Origin of the sequence: Occallatibacter sp. (assembly GCF_035317045.1) — a bacterium.
GTDB lineage: Bacteria > Acidobacteriota > Terriglobia > Terriglobales > Acidobacteriaceae > Telmatobacter.
In genome coordinates this window covers 181,783-196,273 of the sequence record NZ_DATHHT010000033.1, presented here as the reverse complement: position 1 = coordinate 196,273, position 14,491 = coordinate 181,783, and the positions used below count along the sequence as shown (strand labels likewise).

At 58.1% G+C, this 14,491-nt stretch carries 17 protein-coding genes; 12 read left to right on the top strand and 5 right to left on the bottom strand.

Going from position 1 to position 14,491, the window contains the following annotated elements; genetic code table 11:
- The first annotated feature begins 35 nt into the window (after positions 1-35).
- The 4 genes from VK574_RS16480 (at position 36) to VK574_RS16465 (ending at position 2,933) form a co-directional block, all read left to right on the top strand.
- Positions 36-1,028, top strand: coding sequence for a type I phosphomannose isomerase catalytic subunit (locus tag VK574_RS16480; protein ID WP_472800955.1), 993 nt, complete (start codon positions 36-38; stop codon positions 1,026-1,028).
- The gene (locus VK574_RS16475; protein ID WP_472800954.1) at positions 1,025-1,633 is read left to right on the top strand and encodes an HD domain-containing protein; all 609 of its coding nucleotides are present in this window, start codon (positions 1,025-1,027) and stop codon (positions 1,631-1,633) included. The genes VK574_RS16480 and VK574_RS16475 overlap by 4 nt, the downstream gene beginning before the upstream one ends.
- A 154-nt stretch (positions 1,634-1,787) precedes the next feature.
- Positions 1,788-2,387 carry an outer membrane beta-barrel protein gene (locus VK574_RS16470; RefSeq protein ID WP_472800953.1) on the top strand — a complete coding sequence of 200 codons (600 nt, stop codon included), beginning with the start codon at positions 1,788-1,790 and terminating at the stop codon, positions 2,385-2,387.
- Between the two features lie 165 nt (positions 2,388-2,552).
- Positions 2,553-2,933 carry a DoxX family protein gene (locus tag VK574_RS16465; protein ID WP_472800952.1) on the top strand — a complete coding sequence of 127 codons (381 nt, stop codon included), beginning with the start codon at positions 2,553-2,555 and terminating at the stop codon, positions 2,931-2,933.
- A 26-nt stretch (positions 2,934-2,959) separates the two neighbouring features.
- On the opposite strand, the gene VK574_RS16460 is transcribed toward VK574_RS16465, so the two are convergent.
- Positions 2,960-5,116, bottom strand: a complete 2,157-nt coding sequence (locus tag VK574_RS16460; RefSeq protein ID WP_472800951.1) for a chymotrypsin family serine protease — start codon at positions 5,114-5,116, stop codon at positions 2,960-2,962.
- 488 nt (positions 5,117-5,604) lie between these two features.
- Here VK574_RS16460 and VK574_RS16455 point away from each other — a divergent pair, with 488 nt between their 5' ends.
- The 5 genes from VK574_RS16455 (at position 5,605) to VK574_RS16435 (ending at position 9,641) form a co-directional block, all read left to right on the top strand.
- Positions 5,605-6,978 (top strand): pilus assembly protein TadG-related protein, encoded by a 1,374-nt coding sequence (locus tag VK574_RS16455; protein WP_472800950.1) that lies wholly within the window; start codon positions 5,605-5,607, stop codon positions 6,976-6,978.
- Between the two features lie 62 nt (positions 6,979-7,040).
- A complete protein-coding gene (locus tag VK574_RS16450; protein WP_472800949.1) occupies positions 7,041-7,514 on the top strand; it encodes a TadE/TadG family type IV pilus assembly protein in 474 nt (157 codons plus the stop codon).
- Positions 7,515-7,516: 2 nt separating this feature from the next.
- Positions 7,517-7,960: a TadE/TadG family type IV pilus assembly protein gene (locus VK574_RS16445; RefSeq protein ID WP_472800948.1), complete on the top strand. Its 444-nt coding sequence runs from the start codon at positions 7,517-7,519 to the stop codon at positions 7,958-7,960.
- A 103-nt stretch (positions 7,961-8,063) separates the two neighbouring features.
- Positions 8,064-8,588: an O-acetyl-ADP-ribose deacetylase gene (locus VK574_RS16440; protein WP_472800947.1), complete on the top strand. Its 525-nt coding sequence runs from the start codon at positions 8,064-8,066 to the stop codon at positions 8,586-8,588.
- Positions 8,589-8,639: 51 nt separating this feature from the next.
- Complete coding sequence (locus tag VK574_RS16435) at positions 8,640-9,641, top strand: aldo/keto reductase (RefSeq protein WP_472800946.1); 1,002 nt, start codon at positions 8,640-8,642, stop codon at positions 9,639-9,641.
- An 858-nt stretch (positions 9,642-10,499) separates the two neighbouring features.
- Here the strand turns inward: VK574_RS16435 and VK574_RS16430 are convergent.
- The 3 genes from VK574_RS16430 to VK574_RS16420 are packed head-to-tail and all read right to left on the bottom strand — an operon-like array spanning position 10,500 to position 11,863.
- On the bottom strand, positions 10,500-11,009 hold the full coding sequence (locus VK574_RS16430; protein WP_472800945.1) for an SRPBCC family protein: 510 nt from the start codon (positions 11,007-11,009) through the stop codon (positions 10,500-10,502).
- The gene (locus tag VK574_RS16425; protein WP_472800944.1) at positions 10,999-11,343 is read right to left on the bottom strand and encodes an ArsR/SmtB family transcription factor; all 345 of its coding nucleotides are present in this window, start codon (positions 11,341-11,343) and stop codon (positions 10,999-11,001) included. The genes VK574_RS16430 and VK574_RS16425 overlap by 11 nt, the downstream gene beginning before the upstream one ends.
- 55 nt (positions 11,344-11,398) lie before the next feature.
- Positions 11,399-11,863, bottom strand: a complete 465-nt coding sequence (locus tag VK574_RS16420; protein ID WP_472800943.1) for a hypothetical protein — start codon at positions 11,861-11,863, stop codon at positions 11,399-11,401.
- A 63-nt stretch (positions 11,864-11,926) separates the two neighbouring features.
- Here VK574_RS16420 and VK574_RS16415 point away from each other — a divergent pair, with 63 nt between their 5' ends.
- Both VK574_RS16415 and VK574_RS16410 read left to right on the top strand, forming a co-directional pair.
- Positions 11,927-12,130, top strand: coding sequence for a hypothetical protein (locus VK574_RS16415; protein ID WP_472800942.1), 204 nt, complete (start codon positions 11,927-11,929; stop codon positions 12,128-12,130).
- 268 nt (positions 12,131-12,398) lie between these two features.
- Positions 12,399-12,620, top strand: coding sequence for a hypothetical protein (locus VK574_RS16410; protein ID WP_472800941.1), 222 nt, complete (start codon positions 12,399-12,401; stop codon positions 12,618-12,620).
- Between the two features lie 37 nt (positions 12,621-12,657).
- On the opposite strand, the gene VK574_RS16405 is transcribed toward VK574_RS16410, so the two are convergent.
- Complete coding sequence (locus VK574_RS16405; protein ID WP_472800940.1) at positions 12,658-13,662, bottom strand: zinc-dependent alcohol dehydrogenase family protein; 1,005 nt, start codon at positions 13,660-13,662, stop codon at positions 12,658-12,660.
- 129 nt (positions 13,663-13,791) lie between these two features.
- On the opposite strand from VK574_RS16405, the gene VK574_RS16400 reads away from it, so the two are divergent.
- Entirely contained in the window at positions 13,792-14,019 is a 228-nt protein-coding gene (locus VK574_RS16400; protein ID WP_472800939.1) for a hypothetical protein, read from the top strand.
- The last annotated feature ends 472 nt before the right edge of the window (positions 14,020-14,491 follow it).

Genomic DNA, 14,491 nt, shown 5'->3' with positions numbered 1-14,491 from the left:
AGGTCGCAAATTCCAGAAGGAAACCAGAGGACCGCGTGCCTGTGATCGAGCGGAACATATTTGCCGAGATGGCGCCATTCAGGGTGGAGCCGCGGTTTGTTGGCCGCGTGTGGGGATGGAAGGATTTGCATCCCTGGTATGACCGCAAGGCAAAGGACGAACCCATCGGCGAGGTTTGGCAGACGGGAGATGATTGCGCGGTTGCGACAGGTCCGCATGCAGGCAAGACGCTGGGCGAAATCTTCAGAGAAATGCCGCGGGCGATGCTGGGAGAGAATGCGCCGTCGGGCGATTCACCGCTGTTGATCAAGGTAATTTTTGCTCGCGAGAAATTGAGCGTGCAAGTTCATCCGGACGATCGCCTGGCGCAGAAATACGGTGAGCCGCGGGGCAAGACCGAGTGCTGGTATGTGCTGGCGGCCGAAGCCGGAGCGCAGGTCGCAGCGGGGCTCAAGGCAGGAGTCACCCTGGATGCGGTGAAAGCGGGCATCGAGGGCGGCACATTGGAAGAGAGTCTCAAGATGCTGCCGGTGCACGCGGGCGACATGATCTATGTGGATGCTGGAACGGTGCACGCGATCTGGCCTGGATCGGTGCTGCTGGAGACGCAGCAGAATTGCGATCTGACGTACAGAATGTATGACTACGGGCGCGGCCGCGAGCTGCATATTGAGAAATCGCTGGAGGCCATGCGGCTGAAGACGAAGGCCGGCAAGGTGATGCCGAAGGTTTTGAAGGATCGCACGGTGCTGGTGGAGGACGAGAATTTCTGCGTGGAGAGAATCCCGGTCGAAGTTAGTCGTTCGAGTACGAGCCTGCGCCGCGAGGGCGAGGCAAGAACGGGGTTGGCGTATTTGTTTGCGGCCGAGGGGAGTACGCGGCTGACGAGCGCCGGCTTCGGAACGGTGGACTTGCAGGCGCGCGGGATTGTCGCAGTTCCGGCATCGTCTCCGGTTTTTGCCATTCAGGATATGGGAGGGCTGGATTTGATTCGGATTACGCCGCGCTGGCCCGCGAAGACCGCATGACGAACCGAGGCTGGCGGGAGTCGATAGTTGCGTACATTCGGGTCGAGGCGCAGCCCGAAGACAAATTTGGCCACCAACCAAGGCTCTATGCACTCGCCAGACAGGTCGGCCAAGGGATGGACTATGACGACGACATTCTGTTTGCCGCGGCCTGGATGCATGACCTTGGAGTGTTTGTGGGGCATCGGCCGAAAGATCCTGCGCAACTTTCCCGGTGGGATCACGTTCCGTACACCATATGCCGCAGCAGGGAACTTTTGACAGAGTGGGGGTTCCCCGGGGAAAAACTGGACGGGGTTGAGTCGGCTATCCGTAATCACCAGGCCAAGGACGAACCAACAACAGTGGAGGGTATGTTAATTCGAGACGCAGACATTCTGGAGCAACTGGGCGCAATCGGAATCCTGCGGGCAGCGGTAAAGGTGGGACGGGATTCGCGTTACCCCAGTTTCAGTTCAATTGTTCCGGTTTTAAGGAATGCGGTTAACCATTTGGCCAACCAGACACGTCTAATAGGCTCAAAGGCCATGGCTGAATCAAGAGCAGAGATGCTACGCTCATTTCTAGATGCCATGTACGATGAGGCAGGCGACCTGCTTCATTAGGTGAATTTTTCTTCGCGCGCCTGCCTCGGCATGCGGCATGCACCACATTGTAGTGGTTTCCCAATTCGATCTGCCAAACTTGCTGACTGTTGAACGCTTTTCCCGCGCAAGCCACAAACCGGGAGAGTGAAAAATCCGGGAGGGAGAGACAAGAATGCGATGGAAGTTGATGGTTTTGCCGGTCATGGCTTTATTTTCTATTGGAGCGGCATTAACGGCGCGTGCACAGGTGACATATTCGGCCGAGGAAGGGAAGCTGCCATTCACAGTTGGTGCGGGATTTTCCGATTTTTCAGATGACTGGGGCATCAAGAATCCGCGCCAGGTTGGAATCACGATGTGGGTGGACTGGCGCCTTCCGCATATGCCGCCGCTTCTGGACGGCCTCGGGCTGGAATTTGAGGGCCGCGACGTGAATTACGCAACCCCTTCCTATTTGCCGGGCCACCGAATGGATACAGCACTGGGTGGGCCAATTTATGAGTTCCGCCGGAAGGGACGGATCCGCCCTTTCGCGAAGTTTGTCATGGGAATCGGCAGCATCGATTTCCCGAGCCCGGGGGCAACGTACTCGCACGACACAAGGTCTGTCTTTGAGCCCGGCGCGGGCGCAGATATACGGTTCTGGAGTCGCTTTTCCGCGAGAGCTGAGTACGATTACCAGTTCTGGCACGCGATTTTCGGTCCGCACGATTTGAATCCCAATGGAGTCACAGTTGGCGTGGTGTACGACTTAGGGCGTTCGTCGAAGTAAGAGCGCGACGGATCGAGGCTGGACTATAGCGTTGCAGAGCGAGAGAGGGCGTCCTGAACTGGCGCCCTCTTTTTGCGTGGGAGCGACGGCACGCCTTTGATCCGTAGGGAAACCTCTGTTGAAGTTTGCAGGTGCATTCTCCATTATGATTTGCCTGGAAAGAATATGAACGAATCGTCATCCGGTGCACTGAAATTTAGAAACTCTGTCACGGACTGGGCCCTGCGTGCAGTCATCTTTGCGGCGTTTGTTTTCTTTGGCGGCGGGAAATTCAACACGAATACCAATGCGGCATGGATTCAGCTGTTCAACGACATCGGTTTCGGACAGTGGTTCCGCACCGCGACCGGAGTTGTAGAACTTTTGGGAGCATTCCTGACGCTGTTTCCGCAAACGGTTTCGGCGGGACTCGCCCTTTTGGGAACGACCATGGTGGGCGCGATTCTGATCGACGTGATCGTCCTGCGCCGGATTCCCGATGCCTTGATTCCGTTTGCGATTCTAGGCGGGTTGATTGCGCTTTGGTTGCGCCGCCGGCGAGTTTGATCACCTGCGGACGAATCGGGACGGCATCACGGGAAATCGATGGCGCGGGGCTTGAACAGGCCATCGCTGTCCGGTAATCCAGATGCGGAGTGCGGCACGCAGTGATGCGGGGTGGGAAAGCTGGCCGCATACGAACGCGTGACGTGCAGTCGATCCATGAAGACATAGCGCGTGCGGACGCCGTTCACGGTGGATGGGAACTGCGCCGGAATGCGTTGGCGGTCGACGTAGATTACGAGGGCAGTTTCGCGGGGATTGTCGAAACTCTGCCCCACGCCAACGGCGAAGAATGCAGGATTTTGCTGCATGAGCTTGCGAGCGATCTGGTGCTTGGCGGCCAGAGCCGGCGCCATGGCGGATGCGGCGAGCGGGGGCAGGCCGGCAGCGGTGGCCGTTAAGGGCGCCGAACCGACAGCGACCGCGTGGGCGGTTGAGGGAATGACGACAGTACGCACGCCCTCGACAAGCACGGGAACTGCCGGCGCGAGATTCTCATCGACATACACAATTAACGTCGCTGAGCCCGGCGCATCGTTGCTCTTTCCGGGGGCAATGCCGAGGATGCCGACCGAAGGATTGATAAGCGCCCGGCCAGCGGCAAGCGCAGACTGCTGGCGCGATGATTCACCGTCGGTGAGCGCGCGACCCTGGGCTGAAGCAATGGTGCTGTCTCCGTAGCTGAGGCAACTTACGGCGTGGTCGGCGGTACCGACGAAGGAGAAACTTGAGTCGCCCGCCATCTGCGTGCCAAGGGCATTCAGCACGTCGGGGGCGGGGCTGGCGATGCCGTGGCTGACCCCTGAGGCGTCGATGCCGCCGGCAAAAAACAGTCCTACTGGTTCAGCATCGGTTGTGTCGACAATCAGCGAGCCCGAGTCGCCCGCGTCGCCGAAGCGATCTCCGCTAACGGCAATCTGGTTGGTAAAGGTCTTGGTGAAGTACGGCTTGGTTTCGGCGCAGTCGCGATAGTAATCGACTGCGACATCGAGCGCGATGGCGTTGACCCTGCCGCAGGTGAGGCCGGTAGTGCGGCCACTTTTAGCGACGCGCAACTGCAGGGTTGCATTTTCGCCTCTACCGCCGGTAGACGAGATTCCAGGAGGTGCGGCGCCAAGCGAGCCGTCGGGCTGTCTCGGTCCGAATTCGAGAATGTTGCCACCGGGATCGACGGTATGCGATGCAACCTGGGCGATGGCGGCGTCGACATTGGTTTGCGGGGAACGAAGTGGGAGCCATGCAGTCAGCGCGGCAACAGGAATGGTTCCAGCGCCGTCGCCGTTGGGGGTGCAGTTGTTGTCAATGAGCCCGGGCTGAACGATCGTGTCGCCGACGGTGGCCTGGTCGCTTCGCGCCAGAACATGGTTGTTGCTGAGCAGGTACTGACGGCCGCTTGCGTCCTGAACCAGGGCGCCGAGGGTTCCGCTGCAGCAGTCGACAATGTTGTTGCCTTTTTCGTCGAAGTCGTTGTTGTTGCCTCCGGAACTGCCGAGGAGGATTGATGCCGACTGGGAGCCTTGGTGGGCAGCGGGATTGCTGTTTACGCCGGGAGAATTCAGAAGCAGGGCAGCCTCAATCTTCGCGGAGGAACCGGGGAGCGTTGCCACGACATACGTGACTCCGGTGCCGGAAACGATTGCTGGTGCGGAATACGTGACGGAGCAGGACGTAAATGCCCGACGGGAGCGCTGGCAGGTGGTCGCGCTCAATGTGCCTTCGCCGCCAGTGCTGCCGGAAGGGGAATTCGCAAGCGCAAAGTGGATTTCGCTGTTTCCACCCGCTTCGGCCAAGTAACTGGTTAGGGTCACGGAACCATTTGGTCCCACAGCGGCGTTTTCCGGTGTGAGCGGCTGCAGGAATCCAGGCGTGAGTGTCAGGCGGGAAGTTGCGCGGAGTCCCGGCTGAGACTTCAGGGTTGCGGTGACCAGGACCTCGGCCCGGTCGGAGCTGAGATAACCGGGAGGTGTGTACTGGCCCTGTTCGTTAATTTTGCCAGGACCTGAGGCCGGATCGCCTCCACTGACGGACCAGGCGACGGGAGCGGCTCCGCCACCGACGAGCGTTGCCGTGAATTGGTGAACGGGGGCCGCGTGAGCATTGAGAACATTACAACCTGTGCAACTGGTGTCAATGAACGCGGTGCCCGGTGAAATGGAGAAGGCCATATTGGACGTAGTCGCGGTCACTGGGCCGCCTCCGCATCCGGCCAGAAAGGCTGCTCCCATCAAAAGAAGTCCAGAAATGATCCTCAGGCATGGCCTGCGGTAACTGTTAGTCGCCGAGAGGACACACGCAGATTGCTGGTGCTGAACGGGATGTATGGCTTGCTGCACCGGAGGCAGATTGTCCTTGGTTGGAGCTGGTCCCGTCCGGTTCGACGAGAGCGCAAATTCAAGGTTAGCTCTTTTTGACCGAAGCGATGCTGCGCATGAGCCCCTAATTGATCAAAACGTAACGTTTACAACAGCCGTTTCGACGAAAAAACGAGCGGCCTGTCCTGTCCTGGCGAATCCGGCTTTGCTCCGCCGACAGGGAAAGATCGTACGCTTCAACGCGACTGTACCGAAGTGGGACACCCAATCTCCCAAAGTGGTAGCTCCTATGGTGTCATAGCGGCCTACGATCATAGTAATCATTACCTATGGGTCGTTATCTTGATTACTTTTGGTGCAACGTGCAGAAAAGCAAGACTTTCTCGTTCAACGCAATCCTTCGGGCCCTCGCCGTCAGCGATTTAGGAACCGTGAGGCAATCCGGTCGGGAGCAGGGCCGCCGTTTTCTCGTCGATGACGGGGGACAAGCCGCGATGGTGATTGTGATTTTCATTGGGCTGTTTGTTCTGGGCTTTCTGGCGCTCGGGCTCGACGTCGGCTACCTGTTTCACCAGAAGCGGATGGCACAGGCAGCAGCCGATGCCGCTGCCGTCGCAGCCGCCGAGGAAGCCAACGCCGGAAATAATTCAAATGAGCAGACAGTCGCCAACGCGATGGCGAAGATGAATGGATTCGATCCAGCGGCTTCGGTGAATGCGGCGACGGTGACGCTGAAGACTCCAACGACAGGGAATTACTCGGGGTCGGCGAGTTTTATTGAAGCGGATGTCTCCAAGCTTATCCCGACCTTTTTTCTGTCTTCATTCAATCGAAGCGCGAGCAGCATGAAGGTTTCCGCCCGCGCGGTGGCCGGGGGTGGATTGAGCAGTCCAACCTGTATCTGCCTTGAAGCACCCACGGGCCAGGGCCTGACGATGAGCAACAACGGCCAGATAAACGCCACACAATGCGGCGTGACGGTGGACTCGAGCAGCAGCAATGCCGTGGGGATTGTGGGCAGCGCGACACTGAATTCGTTATCGCTGGGCACCGTGTCGAACACCTGGAACAGCGCCAGCAACCTGGGCAACAACGTCAACAACAATGGTCAGATCGCTTCATCGAAGATTGTGGCGGGGATTACAACCCAGTGCAAGCCGGTGCTGACGGTGCCGACACTCCCCGTCGGGATTACCTGCTATGACAATCCGGTCCAGGGTTATACGGTCTCGACTGGGTATACCGGCAACTACACGCTTCCAGTGGCCGGCGAAACAGCAACGAGCAATACTCTTTGTTTCAAGAGCCTGAATACGAGCAACGCCCGCTCGGTGACTTTCACGCCCGGTTACACCTACTACATCCAAGGGGATTTGACGACCGGCGGGGGCGCGCCCATCTCCGGTAGCAATATGCAGTTGTATGTTGGCGGAAATGTGAACTTCACCAACAGCGCGACGGCAACGCTTTCGGCTCCGACCGTCAGTGGTGTTCCTCAGACGCTGATTTACGCAATGGGAAACACTGTGTCGATCCAGGGTGGGACAAACTCCAATCTTTCGGGCCTGGTGTACGCGCCAAATGCAGCGGTGACCCTGAACAACGGGACGGGTACGACGCTGACGATGGACTTTGTGGCACAGACGCTTTCGATTTCGGGGGGAGCGGCACTGAACAGCTATTCGATATCGAGTCTGGGAACTTTGAATCTTTCCGTAGCCAAGCTGGTGGAATGAGGGGTAGTTATATGATCTGGAATTGTCTGAGTTCTACCAATTGTCGATCGATCCTGGTGCGAATGCACAAGCGGTTGATGAACAATGCGGGAAACGCCGCACTCGAGTTTGCGTTTGCATTCGGAATCTTTGGAACTCCACTGCTGTTGGGGACCACGGAACTCTCCATGCTGATTTATGACTCGATTGAATTGTCGAACAGCGCTCACGCAGGCGCGATGTACGGCATGATCAGTTCAACATTTGCCGGGGACACTGCGGGAATCCAGAACGCTGCGCAGGCAGAGGCAGCTGATTTCGGGACGAACGTAACGGTGACACCGACCACCTACTACGCATGTTCGAACGCCGTGGACGGGACGCAGTATTCATCGGAGAGCGCGGCGGCGGCCGTGTGTCCGGCAAGTGCCGGCAACCACTACCTGCAGTTTGTGAAGGTCGTCTCGAGCATGAGCATCAACCCGCCGGTAACTTGTCCGGGATTGCCGAAGACGTGGACGGTGAGCGGAACCTCGGTGATGGAAGTGCAGGAATAACTGTGAGACGGTTGAATCAAGATTGCCGGAGTAAGAACGAGCAGGGCCAGGCCATCATTGAAGTGGCGATAGCGTTGCCGATCATCGCAGCGTTCACTTTGATGATGATCGAGATCTGTCTCGCGTTCTACAGCTACTGCATGATTTCCGAGTCGGCTCGCGAAGGAACGCGGTATGCGATTGTGCGTGGGGCGACGTGCCAGACCAGCAGCGGATCTTCGTGCACGGCGTCGGCATCGACAATCAACAACGCAGTGACTCATCTTGGTTGGCCGAATCTCGGCAGCGGCACACTGAGCGCGAATACAACGTATCCAGATGGCAATGAGAATACCGGTAGCCGTGTGCAGGTTGTGGTGAGCTATACCTTGAATTACAACATTCCCTTCGCGCCGAAGGGGACGCTGCACATGTCGAGCACATCGGTGATGTATATCGTGCAGTAACTCCAGTTGCTCGCATTCCCCTTCCGAATTTTCCTTGCTTCGTTGCGTCCGGACATCCCAATGCGTTGATGTATCGTCAAAGCGGGATGTTCGGGGCGTATTTATGCCACAACTGATCGCAATGCGGGGCGATATCACCACCTTGAGGGTGGATACGATTGTGAATGCGGCCAATATTTCCTTGCTGGGCGGTGGAGGCGTGGATGGCGCTATCCATCGCGCTGCGGGACCGGAGTTGCTGGCGGAATGCAGGAAGGTGGGTGGCTGCGAGACTGGCAATGCGAAGGCGACGCCGGGATTTCATTTGCCGGCGAAGTGGGTGTTTCATGCTGTTGGGCCTGTCTGGCAAGGCGGCGGGCACGACGAGGACGAATTGCTGGCGAGCTGTTATCGGCGATGTCTTGAACTTGCAAAGCTGCACCAGGTGCGTACGATTGCGTTTCCGGCGATCAGTACGGGCGTCTATCAATTTCCGCCAAGACGAGCGGCGCGGATTGCGATCGACACGGTAAGAGAAGATGTTGATGCGAGCGGAGTCGAAGTAGTGCAGCTTGTCTGCTTCAATGCCGAGACGCTGGCAATCTACGAAGGGTTTCTCGTCGAGGCGCCGCGAGCGCCGATCGTCTGATTCTTCGCAACCTTCGCACACACAATGAATCAATGCAATTGAGGAGTTGAGATGGAGTATGTGAATTTTGGCCGCACCGGACTTAAGGTCTCGCGGATTTGCCTGGGCTGCATGACTTACGGCAAGCCGCCGGCTCCTGGTGAGTTGAAGGGCGGTCGGCATTTGTGGGCGTTGAATGAAGAGGAGAGCCAACCGTTCCTGCGGCAGGCGCTGGAACTGGGGATCAACTTCTTCGATACGGCGAATGTGTACTCGAGCGGCGACAGCGAACGCGTTGTGGGCAAGTTTCTGAAAGCGAATGCGCGGCGCGAGGCGGTGGTGATTGCGACCAAGGTGCATGGGGTGATGCGCGAGGAGCCGAACGGGCGCGGGCTGTCGCGGAAGGCGATTCTGTTTGAGCTGGATCAGAGTCTGAGCCGGCTCGGCACGGATTATGTGGACCTTTATCAGATTCATCGTTGGGACTACGAGACGCCGATCGAGGAGACGCTCGAGGCGCTGCATGACGTGGTGAAGGCCGGGAAGGTGCGCTATATCGGTGCGTCGTCGATGTTTGCATGGCAGTTTGCGAAGGCGCTTTTTCTCGCGGAGCTGAATGGGTGGACGCGGTTTGTTTCGATGCAGAACCATTACAACCTGCTTTATCGCGAAGAAGAACGGGAGATGATGGGGTTGTGCGCGAACGAGGGCATCGCGGTGATTCCGTGGAGCCCGCTGGCGCGCGGGCGATTGACGCGGGCATGGCAGGCGGAGACGACGAAGCGGGCTGAGACAGACAAATTCGGCAACACAATGTATGCGCGGACCGAAGAGGACGATAAAAAGGTCGTCGACCGGCTTGGTGAGATTGCGGAGAAGCGCGTGGTGCCGCGGGCACAGGTCGCGCTGGCATGGATGCTGAGCAGGCCGGGGATTACGGCGCCGATTGTGGGAGCGACGAAGCCGCATCACCTGACGGACGCGGTGGCTGCGCTGGAGGTGAAATTGACGGCGGAGGAGATTGCCGCGCTGGAGGAGCCTTATACGCCGCATCCGGTGCTGGGGTTCAGTTAAGCTGCAGCTGCGAACTGGTCATACCCCTATTATCCCGTCTCTCGCAGTAAGTTATTTACTTTCACTAGTCTAGCGGGAGCTTTGCCGTCAAGGTGCTCCGATCACTGGAGTTAGCCGTAGAGCCCTCTCAGCAAATGGCTTGGAGGTCTTTTCGCACTGATTCCAGTTCGAAGAGTGTTCGTGCGGCCCTCCGGGGCTGGCGCTCGAAAGATGATCGAGGTCGGATGCACAGATTCAAGTCTAGGCCAATTGGCAAAATAACCTGCAAAAGCCGGCAAACTTTTTGGCGTTTGTTTTGAGTGGGTTAGGCAGCGATGACGGGAACCGGCGCTTGACAGCCGAATTGCACGCTTCGCAGAGGCTGGGGTGAGGTTCGTGCTCTCCAACGTCTCAGAATCTAGACATGGAGCACCCGCTCCTCTTGCAGATCGAGAGAACCAGACCTAGGCCGCCCGCCGAAACTTCTGGGATTGCAATGCTGTCAGAAGTATCGCTATCGCTTTAGCGCAGGGAGTCCTACCTGACGCCGGAGTTGGTCGAAGCGCGGGTCAGAATGAAGATTGTCCAGGCGCTCAATCATCTATGCAGGCCTGGGAGACAAAGACAAGGCATTCGTCTGGCTCGGTCAATGTTATCGCGAGATCACGAGGTCTGCTCGACGAGACCGCTTCTTCCCCGGTCCCCAAAAGCGAGGGACCGGGGGTACCCTCAACTGGATAGCGCCTCGACAGCGGGGCCACCCGCCCGAAGGGGCCCCTCGCTTTTGGGACCGGGGAGGTGACGAGAAGCCCGAACTACGCAACCTCCCGCCACCCTTCGCTGTATCTTGCGCATGACGATCGTCAAAACTTCAACTTCTTATTTCGCCTGCGCCAGCCCCGCAACAACCTCGGCAACTTTATCGAGTATCTGGTTCCAGCCCTCGAGTTGACCGCTATTCTTCGCGCTCTCCATGGGTTCATTTCCAATGAAAGTGAGTTTCGTCTGGCCGTTTCCGAGATCCTCAAAGAGGGTCACGTCGTATGCACCCTCGATGGCCTCATGCTCTATTCCTAATTGCTCAGGCTCAATCTTGTTTCCCTCCGAGTCAGAGAAGTACATGGAGGAAACGATCTTCTCGTGCAGAACAATCTCGTGGTATTCACCAGCATTCCAGAACTCCTGGCCATCCGGCATTCTCATGCAGCAGCGGAATTTGCCACCTACGCGAAAATCCATCTCGCAAAAAGGCGAAGTAAAACCCTTCGGCCCCCACCACTGCATCACATATTTCGGGTCTGTCCACGCCTTCCAAAGCAATTCGCGTGGGGCATCAAAAACTCTTGTGACAACCATCCGCTCTGTCTCGCTCACCGTGTTATTTGTCATCTCTGACCTCCTCTTTTTTCATTTGATTCACGACCACTTCCAGCTTGTCGAAACTTTCTTCCCAGAATCGGCGATAGGTAATTGCCCAGTCGCTGACTGTTTTTATCGCCCCCGGCCTCAGCGTGCACACACTCTCTCGTCCACGCTTGGTCTTGATCACAATGCGAGCCCGCACCAGGTAGGCAATATGTTTTGAAATCATCTGCTGCGAGAGTGCAAACGGCTCCGTCAATCCATGCACAGGGGCAGGCCCATGGCTGAGTCGTTCGATCATCGCCCTACGGGTGGGATCAGACAAAGCCGCAAATGTTGTACCCAACCTATCCACAACCATATGGTAGTGGATTTTATGTCGGTGTCAAGTAGGAATTTTGGCGGGGTGGCCCCAATCAAGCCGAGGGTCGCAGTGCATGAAAGGCCAGCGCATCCGTTATCAGCAAACAGGCGAGTTCCACTTCCTCACCTTCAGTTGCTATCGGCGCCGTCCTTACCTGGCGGCGGTCGAGGCCGGGAAAGGGAGATTGAGTCGGCATGGATTGCCAAGCACAGGGGCGGGCAGTTGCCGGAGTGGATGCGCTACCGGCAGTCAGCCTCTTCTTCCCCGGTCCCCAAAAGCGAGGGACCGGGGGCACCCTCAACTGGATAGCGCCTCGACATCGGGGCCACCCGCCGACCCAACGGCCGTCGGGCGAGAACTGGCCCTGGTCTTCAGTGGCCTGCGTCTGCGCGAGAACCAGCGGATGCGGGTCAGGCTGCGCGACCGGCAGTGCAAACAGGTCGGCGGCGGTTCCGGGGTTGATCTTCGCATAGATGAGGTATCGACCATCAGGAGACCAACTCTTGGGAACGGCCAACGTCGAAGAGCGAAGCAGGAGTTCCTGTGGGGTTGCGCCGTCCGTCGCTTTTCGATAGATCCCATGGGAACCCCAGTAAGCGACGTAGCGGCCATCGGGCGACTATGCCGGGTTCATGCCGCCGGAGGATCCCATCGTCAAGCATTGCCGGTGGCACAGCAGATTGGATTGGGCACAAATTCTGTTTCGCTTGCCGCATCGTCCTTCACCGGGGTGCTCGCCTATGTCTCCGGCCAGCGTCGGGGTCGATTTCGAGGCATCGGCTGATCACACGATGGAGGGGCGAGGGTGGAATTTCAGGATTCTGAGAACGCTTGCCGGTGATCATCTCCGCCAGGATGAGGCCCAGGGCGTAGATGTCCGAGCGTAGGTCGGCCTCTTTTCCTCGTGGTGGACCATGATGCTAACGGAAACTTGCTCACGACTGGCTGCTTCATCCACACAGCTTACCGGCTGGCCGATCCGGAGCGGTGAGTCGCAACTCAAAGAGTTCTGCTGAAAAATATAGACTCGGGCGGGAGCGGCAAAGGCAACAATGACCTTTGCCGTTCCGCCTGTTTGTGTCGGCAGCGGAGGTTCAGGGCTGCACCGATCGAACCAGTTCATCAGCAGTTCGACCGTGGTGATGATCGACCACTCCGAGGACTTGCGGGACTATATTGCGACCGTGCGGTATGCCCAGGGCGCAGCGGCCTCGGCGGCCGACAAACAGAAGCAACAACACTTGAAGAATGCTCCGGGCGCTCCGCCGATGTGACGATGAACGAAAGCACTAGCGGTGTTTTCGAGACTCGTTATTGAACCTTCAGGACCAGTTTGCCGAAGTGGGTGGCGGATTGCATTTCCTGGAAGGCTTCGCGGGCTTCCGTCCATGAGCGGGGTGCGAAAACGGGATGCAGCTTTGCGGCGGCGATGGCTTTGTTCATCTCTTCGAAGTCGTGGCGGGAGCCGACGTAGATTCCCTGGATGCGAATCTGCTTGTGAAGGATGAGCGGAACGGGAATGGGATCGGCGGGGCCGGAGAGGACACCGATCTGCGCGATGACGCCGCCCATCTTGACGGCGCGTAGAGACCGCGGGAGTGTTCCGACGCCGCCGACTTCGACGACGAGATCGACACCCTGGCCATTTGTTTGCTCGAGCACCCAGCGATCCCACTCGGAGGTTTCGCCGTAGTCGAGTCCCTTGTCGAGGCCGAGGGAGCAGGCGCGCTCGAGTTTGGCTTCGCTCGATGAGATGCCGAGGACGCGGTGGCCCTGGAGTTTAGCGAATTGCAGCGCGAAGATGGAGACTCCGCCGGTGCCCTGGATGAGGATGGTGGAATCGGGTTGGAGGTTGGCGCGGGCGAGCGCGTTCCAGGCGGTGACGCCGGTGCAGGGGAGGGTAGCGGCTTCTTCGAAGCTGAGGTATTCGGGGATGCGGACGAGACCGCTTTCTTTGAGGAGGATGTATTCGGCGAGTGTGCCGTCGATGTCGCCGCCGAGCGCGCCCTTTATGGTGGCGGGGGTGGGTGGGCCATCGAGCCAGTTCTGCATGAAGATGGCGCAGACGCGATCACCGGGTTTGAAGGCGGTGACGGCATCGCCGATGGCTGCCACTTCGCCGGCGCCATCGGAGCAGGGGATGCGGGGAAGGCGGAGTTTGGGATTGTAGGCACCCTTGACCATCATCAGATCGCGATAGTTCAGCGAAACGGCGTGAATTTTTACGAGCACTTCGCCGGGGCCTGCGACGGGCTTGGGACGCTCGACAAGCTCAAGAGAATCAATGCCGAAGGATGGGACTTGCCACACGCGCATGAGTCAGGACTCCAGTGAGGAATGATGCAAATGTGATTGGATGCGTGCGATCGTGGTACGGAAATTTGCAACCGACCGTAAAATGAAGATATGGCGCGCGGGTGGGAAAGTAAATCGGTGGAAGAACAGATGGCGAGTGCCACTGAAAAAAAGCCCCCGCGTCCCGGCGAGGTACTGATGACTGAAGCAGAGCGTCGGCAGGCTGTCGACCAGCGTGCCGCGAACGAACGGCGCAAGCAGGCATTGAACCTTCAACGCGAGAACATTCTTTCGCAGCGGACATCGAACGCATCGCGGCGGGCCGCACTGGCGTCGGCTTTGTCGGAGATTGAGCAACTGATCAAGGCGTTGGAATAAGCTGCGGAAATATCGACAGTTTCCGGTGCCGGCACTCTTGGACCGTAACGGCGATGGGAAGCTCTATGCTTTCGCTCCCCGCACTGGCTTTGAAAACGGCAGTGTAGGTTCCCGCCGGTAGTGCAACCAGCTTCGTTGCCGGGCTGGAACCTCCTATATTTGGCGAAATGGTCCCGCATCCGGATAGCATCCACGTGCACCCGAGAAGAAACGGCAGAAGCACGCATGCATGGAGCAGGTGACGTCTCCTCTTGGTTTGAAGTGCGATGAGCTTGCCGTTTTCGCTTCTGTTTCGTGTATCGTCCCGCTTTGCTTGCACGTTAGTGCGAAAGGAGCCGGTTGGGTCTTGACGGGAACAGGAGTTCACGCGCAGGGCGACTTTTCCGCAGGAAGCGGATCAAGGAAATTGAATTTTTGCGATTGATGGATGTCGCTGCGTGACACCCGGAAAGACTGACGTTTCGGTGCTGGT

Excerpts from the sequence above, each read along its gene's own strand:
- VK574_RS16435 (WP_472800946.1), top strand. The coding sequence starts at position 8,640 with ATGGAGTATGTGAATTTTGGCCGCACCGGACTTAAGGTCTCGCGGATT.
- VK574_RS16430 (WP_472800945.1), bottom strand. The coding sequence starts at position 11,009 with ATGACAAATAACACGGTGAGCGAGACAGAGCGGATGGTTGTCACAAGA.
- VK574_RS16425 (WP_472800944.1), bottom strand. The coding sequence starts at position 11,343 with ATGGTTGTGGATAGGTTGGGTACAACATTTGCGGCTTTGTCTGATCCC.
- VK574_RS16475 (WP_472800954.1), top strand. The coding sequence starts at position 1,025 with ATGACGAACCGAGGCTGGCGGGAGTCGATAGTTGCGTACATTCGGGTC.
- VK574_RS16450 (WP_472800949.1), top strand. The coding sequence starts at position 7,041 with ATGCACAAGCGGTTGATGAACAATGCGGGAAACGCCGCACTCGAGTTT.
- VK574_RS16470 (WP_472800953.1), top strand. The coding sequence starts at position 1,788 with ATGCGATGGAAGTTGATGGTTTTGCCGGTCATGGCTTTATTTTCTATT.
- VK574_RS16405 (WP_472800940.1), bottom strand. The coding sequence starts at position 13,662 with ATGCGCGTGTGGCAAGTCCCATCCTTCGGCATTGATTCTCTTGAGCTT.
- VK574_RS16440 (WP_472800947.1), top strand. The coding sequence starts at position 8,064 with ATGCCACAACTGATCGCAATGCGGGGCGATATCACCACCTTGAGGGTG.
- VK574_RS16410 (WP_472800941.1), top strand. The coding sequence starts at position 12,399 with ATGACCTTTGCCGTTCCGCCTGTTTGTGTCGGCAGCGGAGGTTCAGGG.
- VK574_RS16400 (WP_472800939.1), top strand. The coding sequence starts at position 13,792 with ATGGCGAGTGCCACTGAAAAAAAGCCCCCGCGTCCCGGCGAGGTACTG.
- VK574_RS16415 (WP_472800942.1), top strand. The coding sequence starts at position 11,927 with ATGGGAACCCCAGTAAGCGACGTAGCGGCCATCGGGCGACTATGCCGG.
- VK574_RS16465 (WP_472800952.1), top strand. The coding sequence starts at position 2,553 with ATGAACGAATCGTCATCCGGTGCACTGAAATTTAGAAACTCTGTCACG.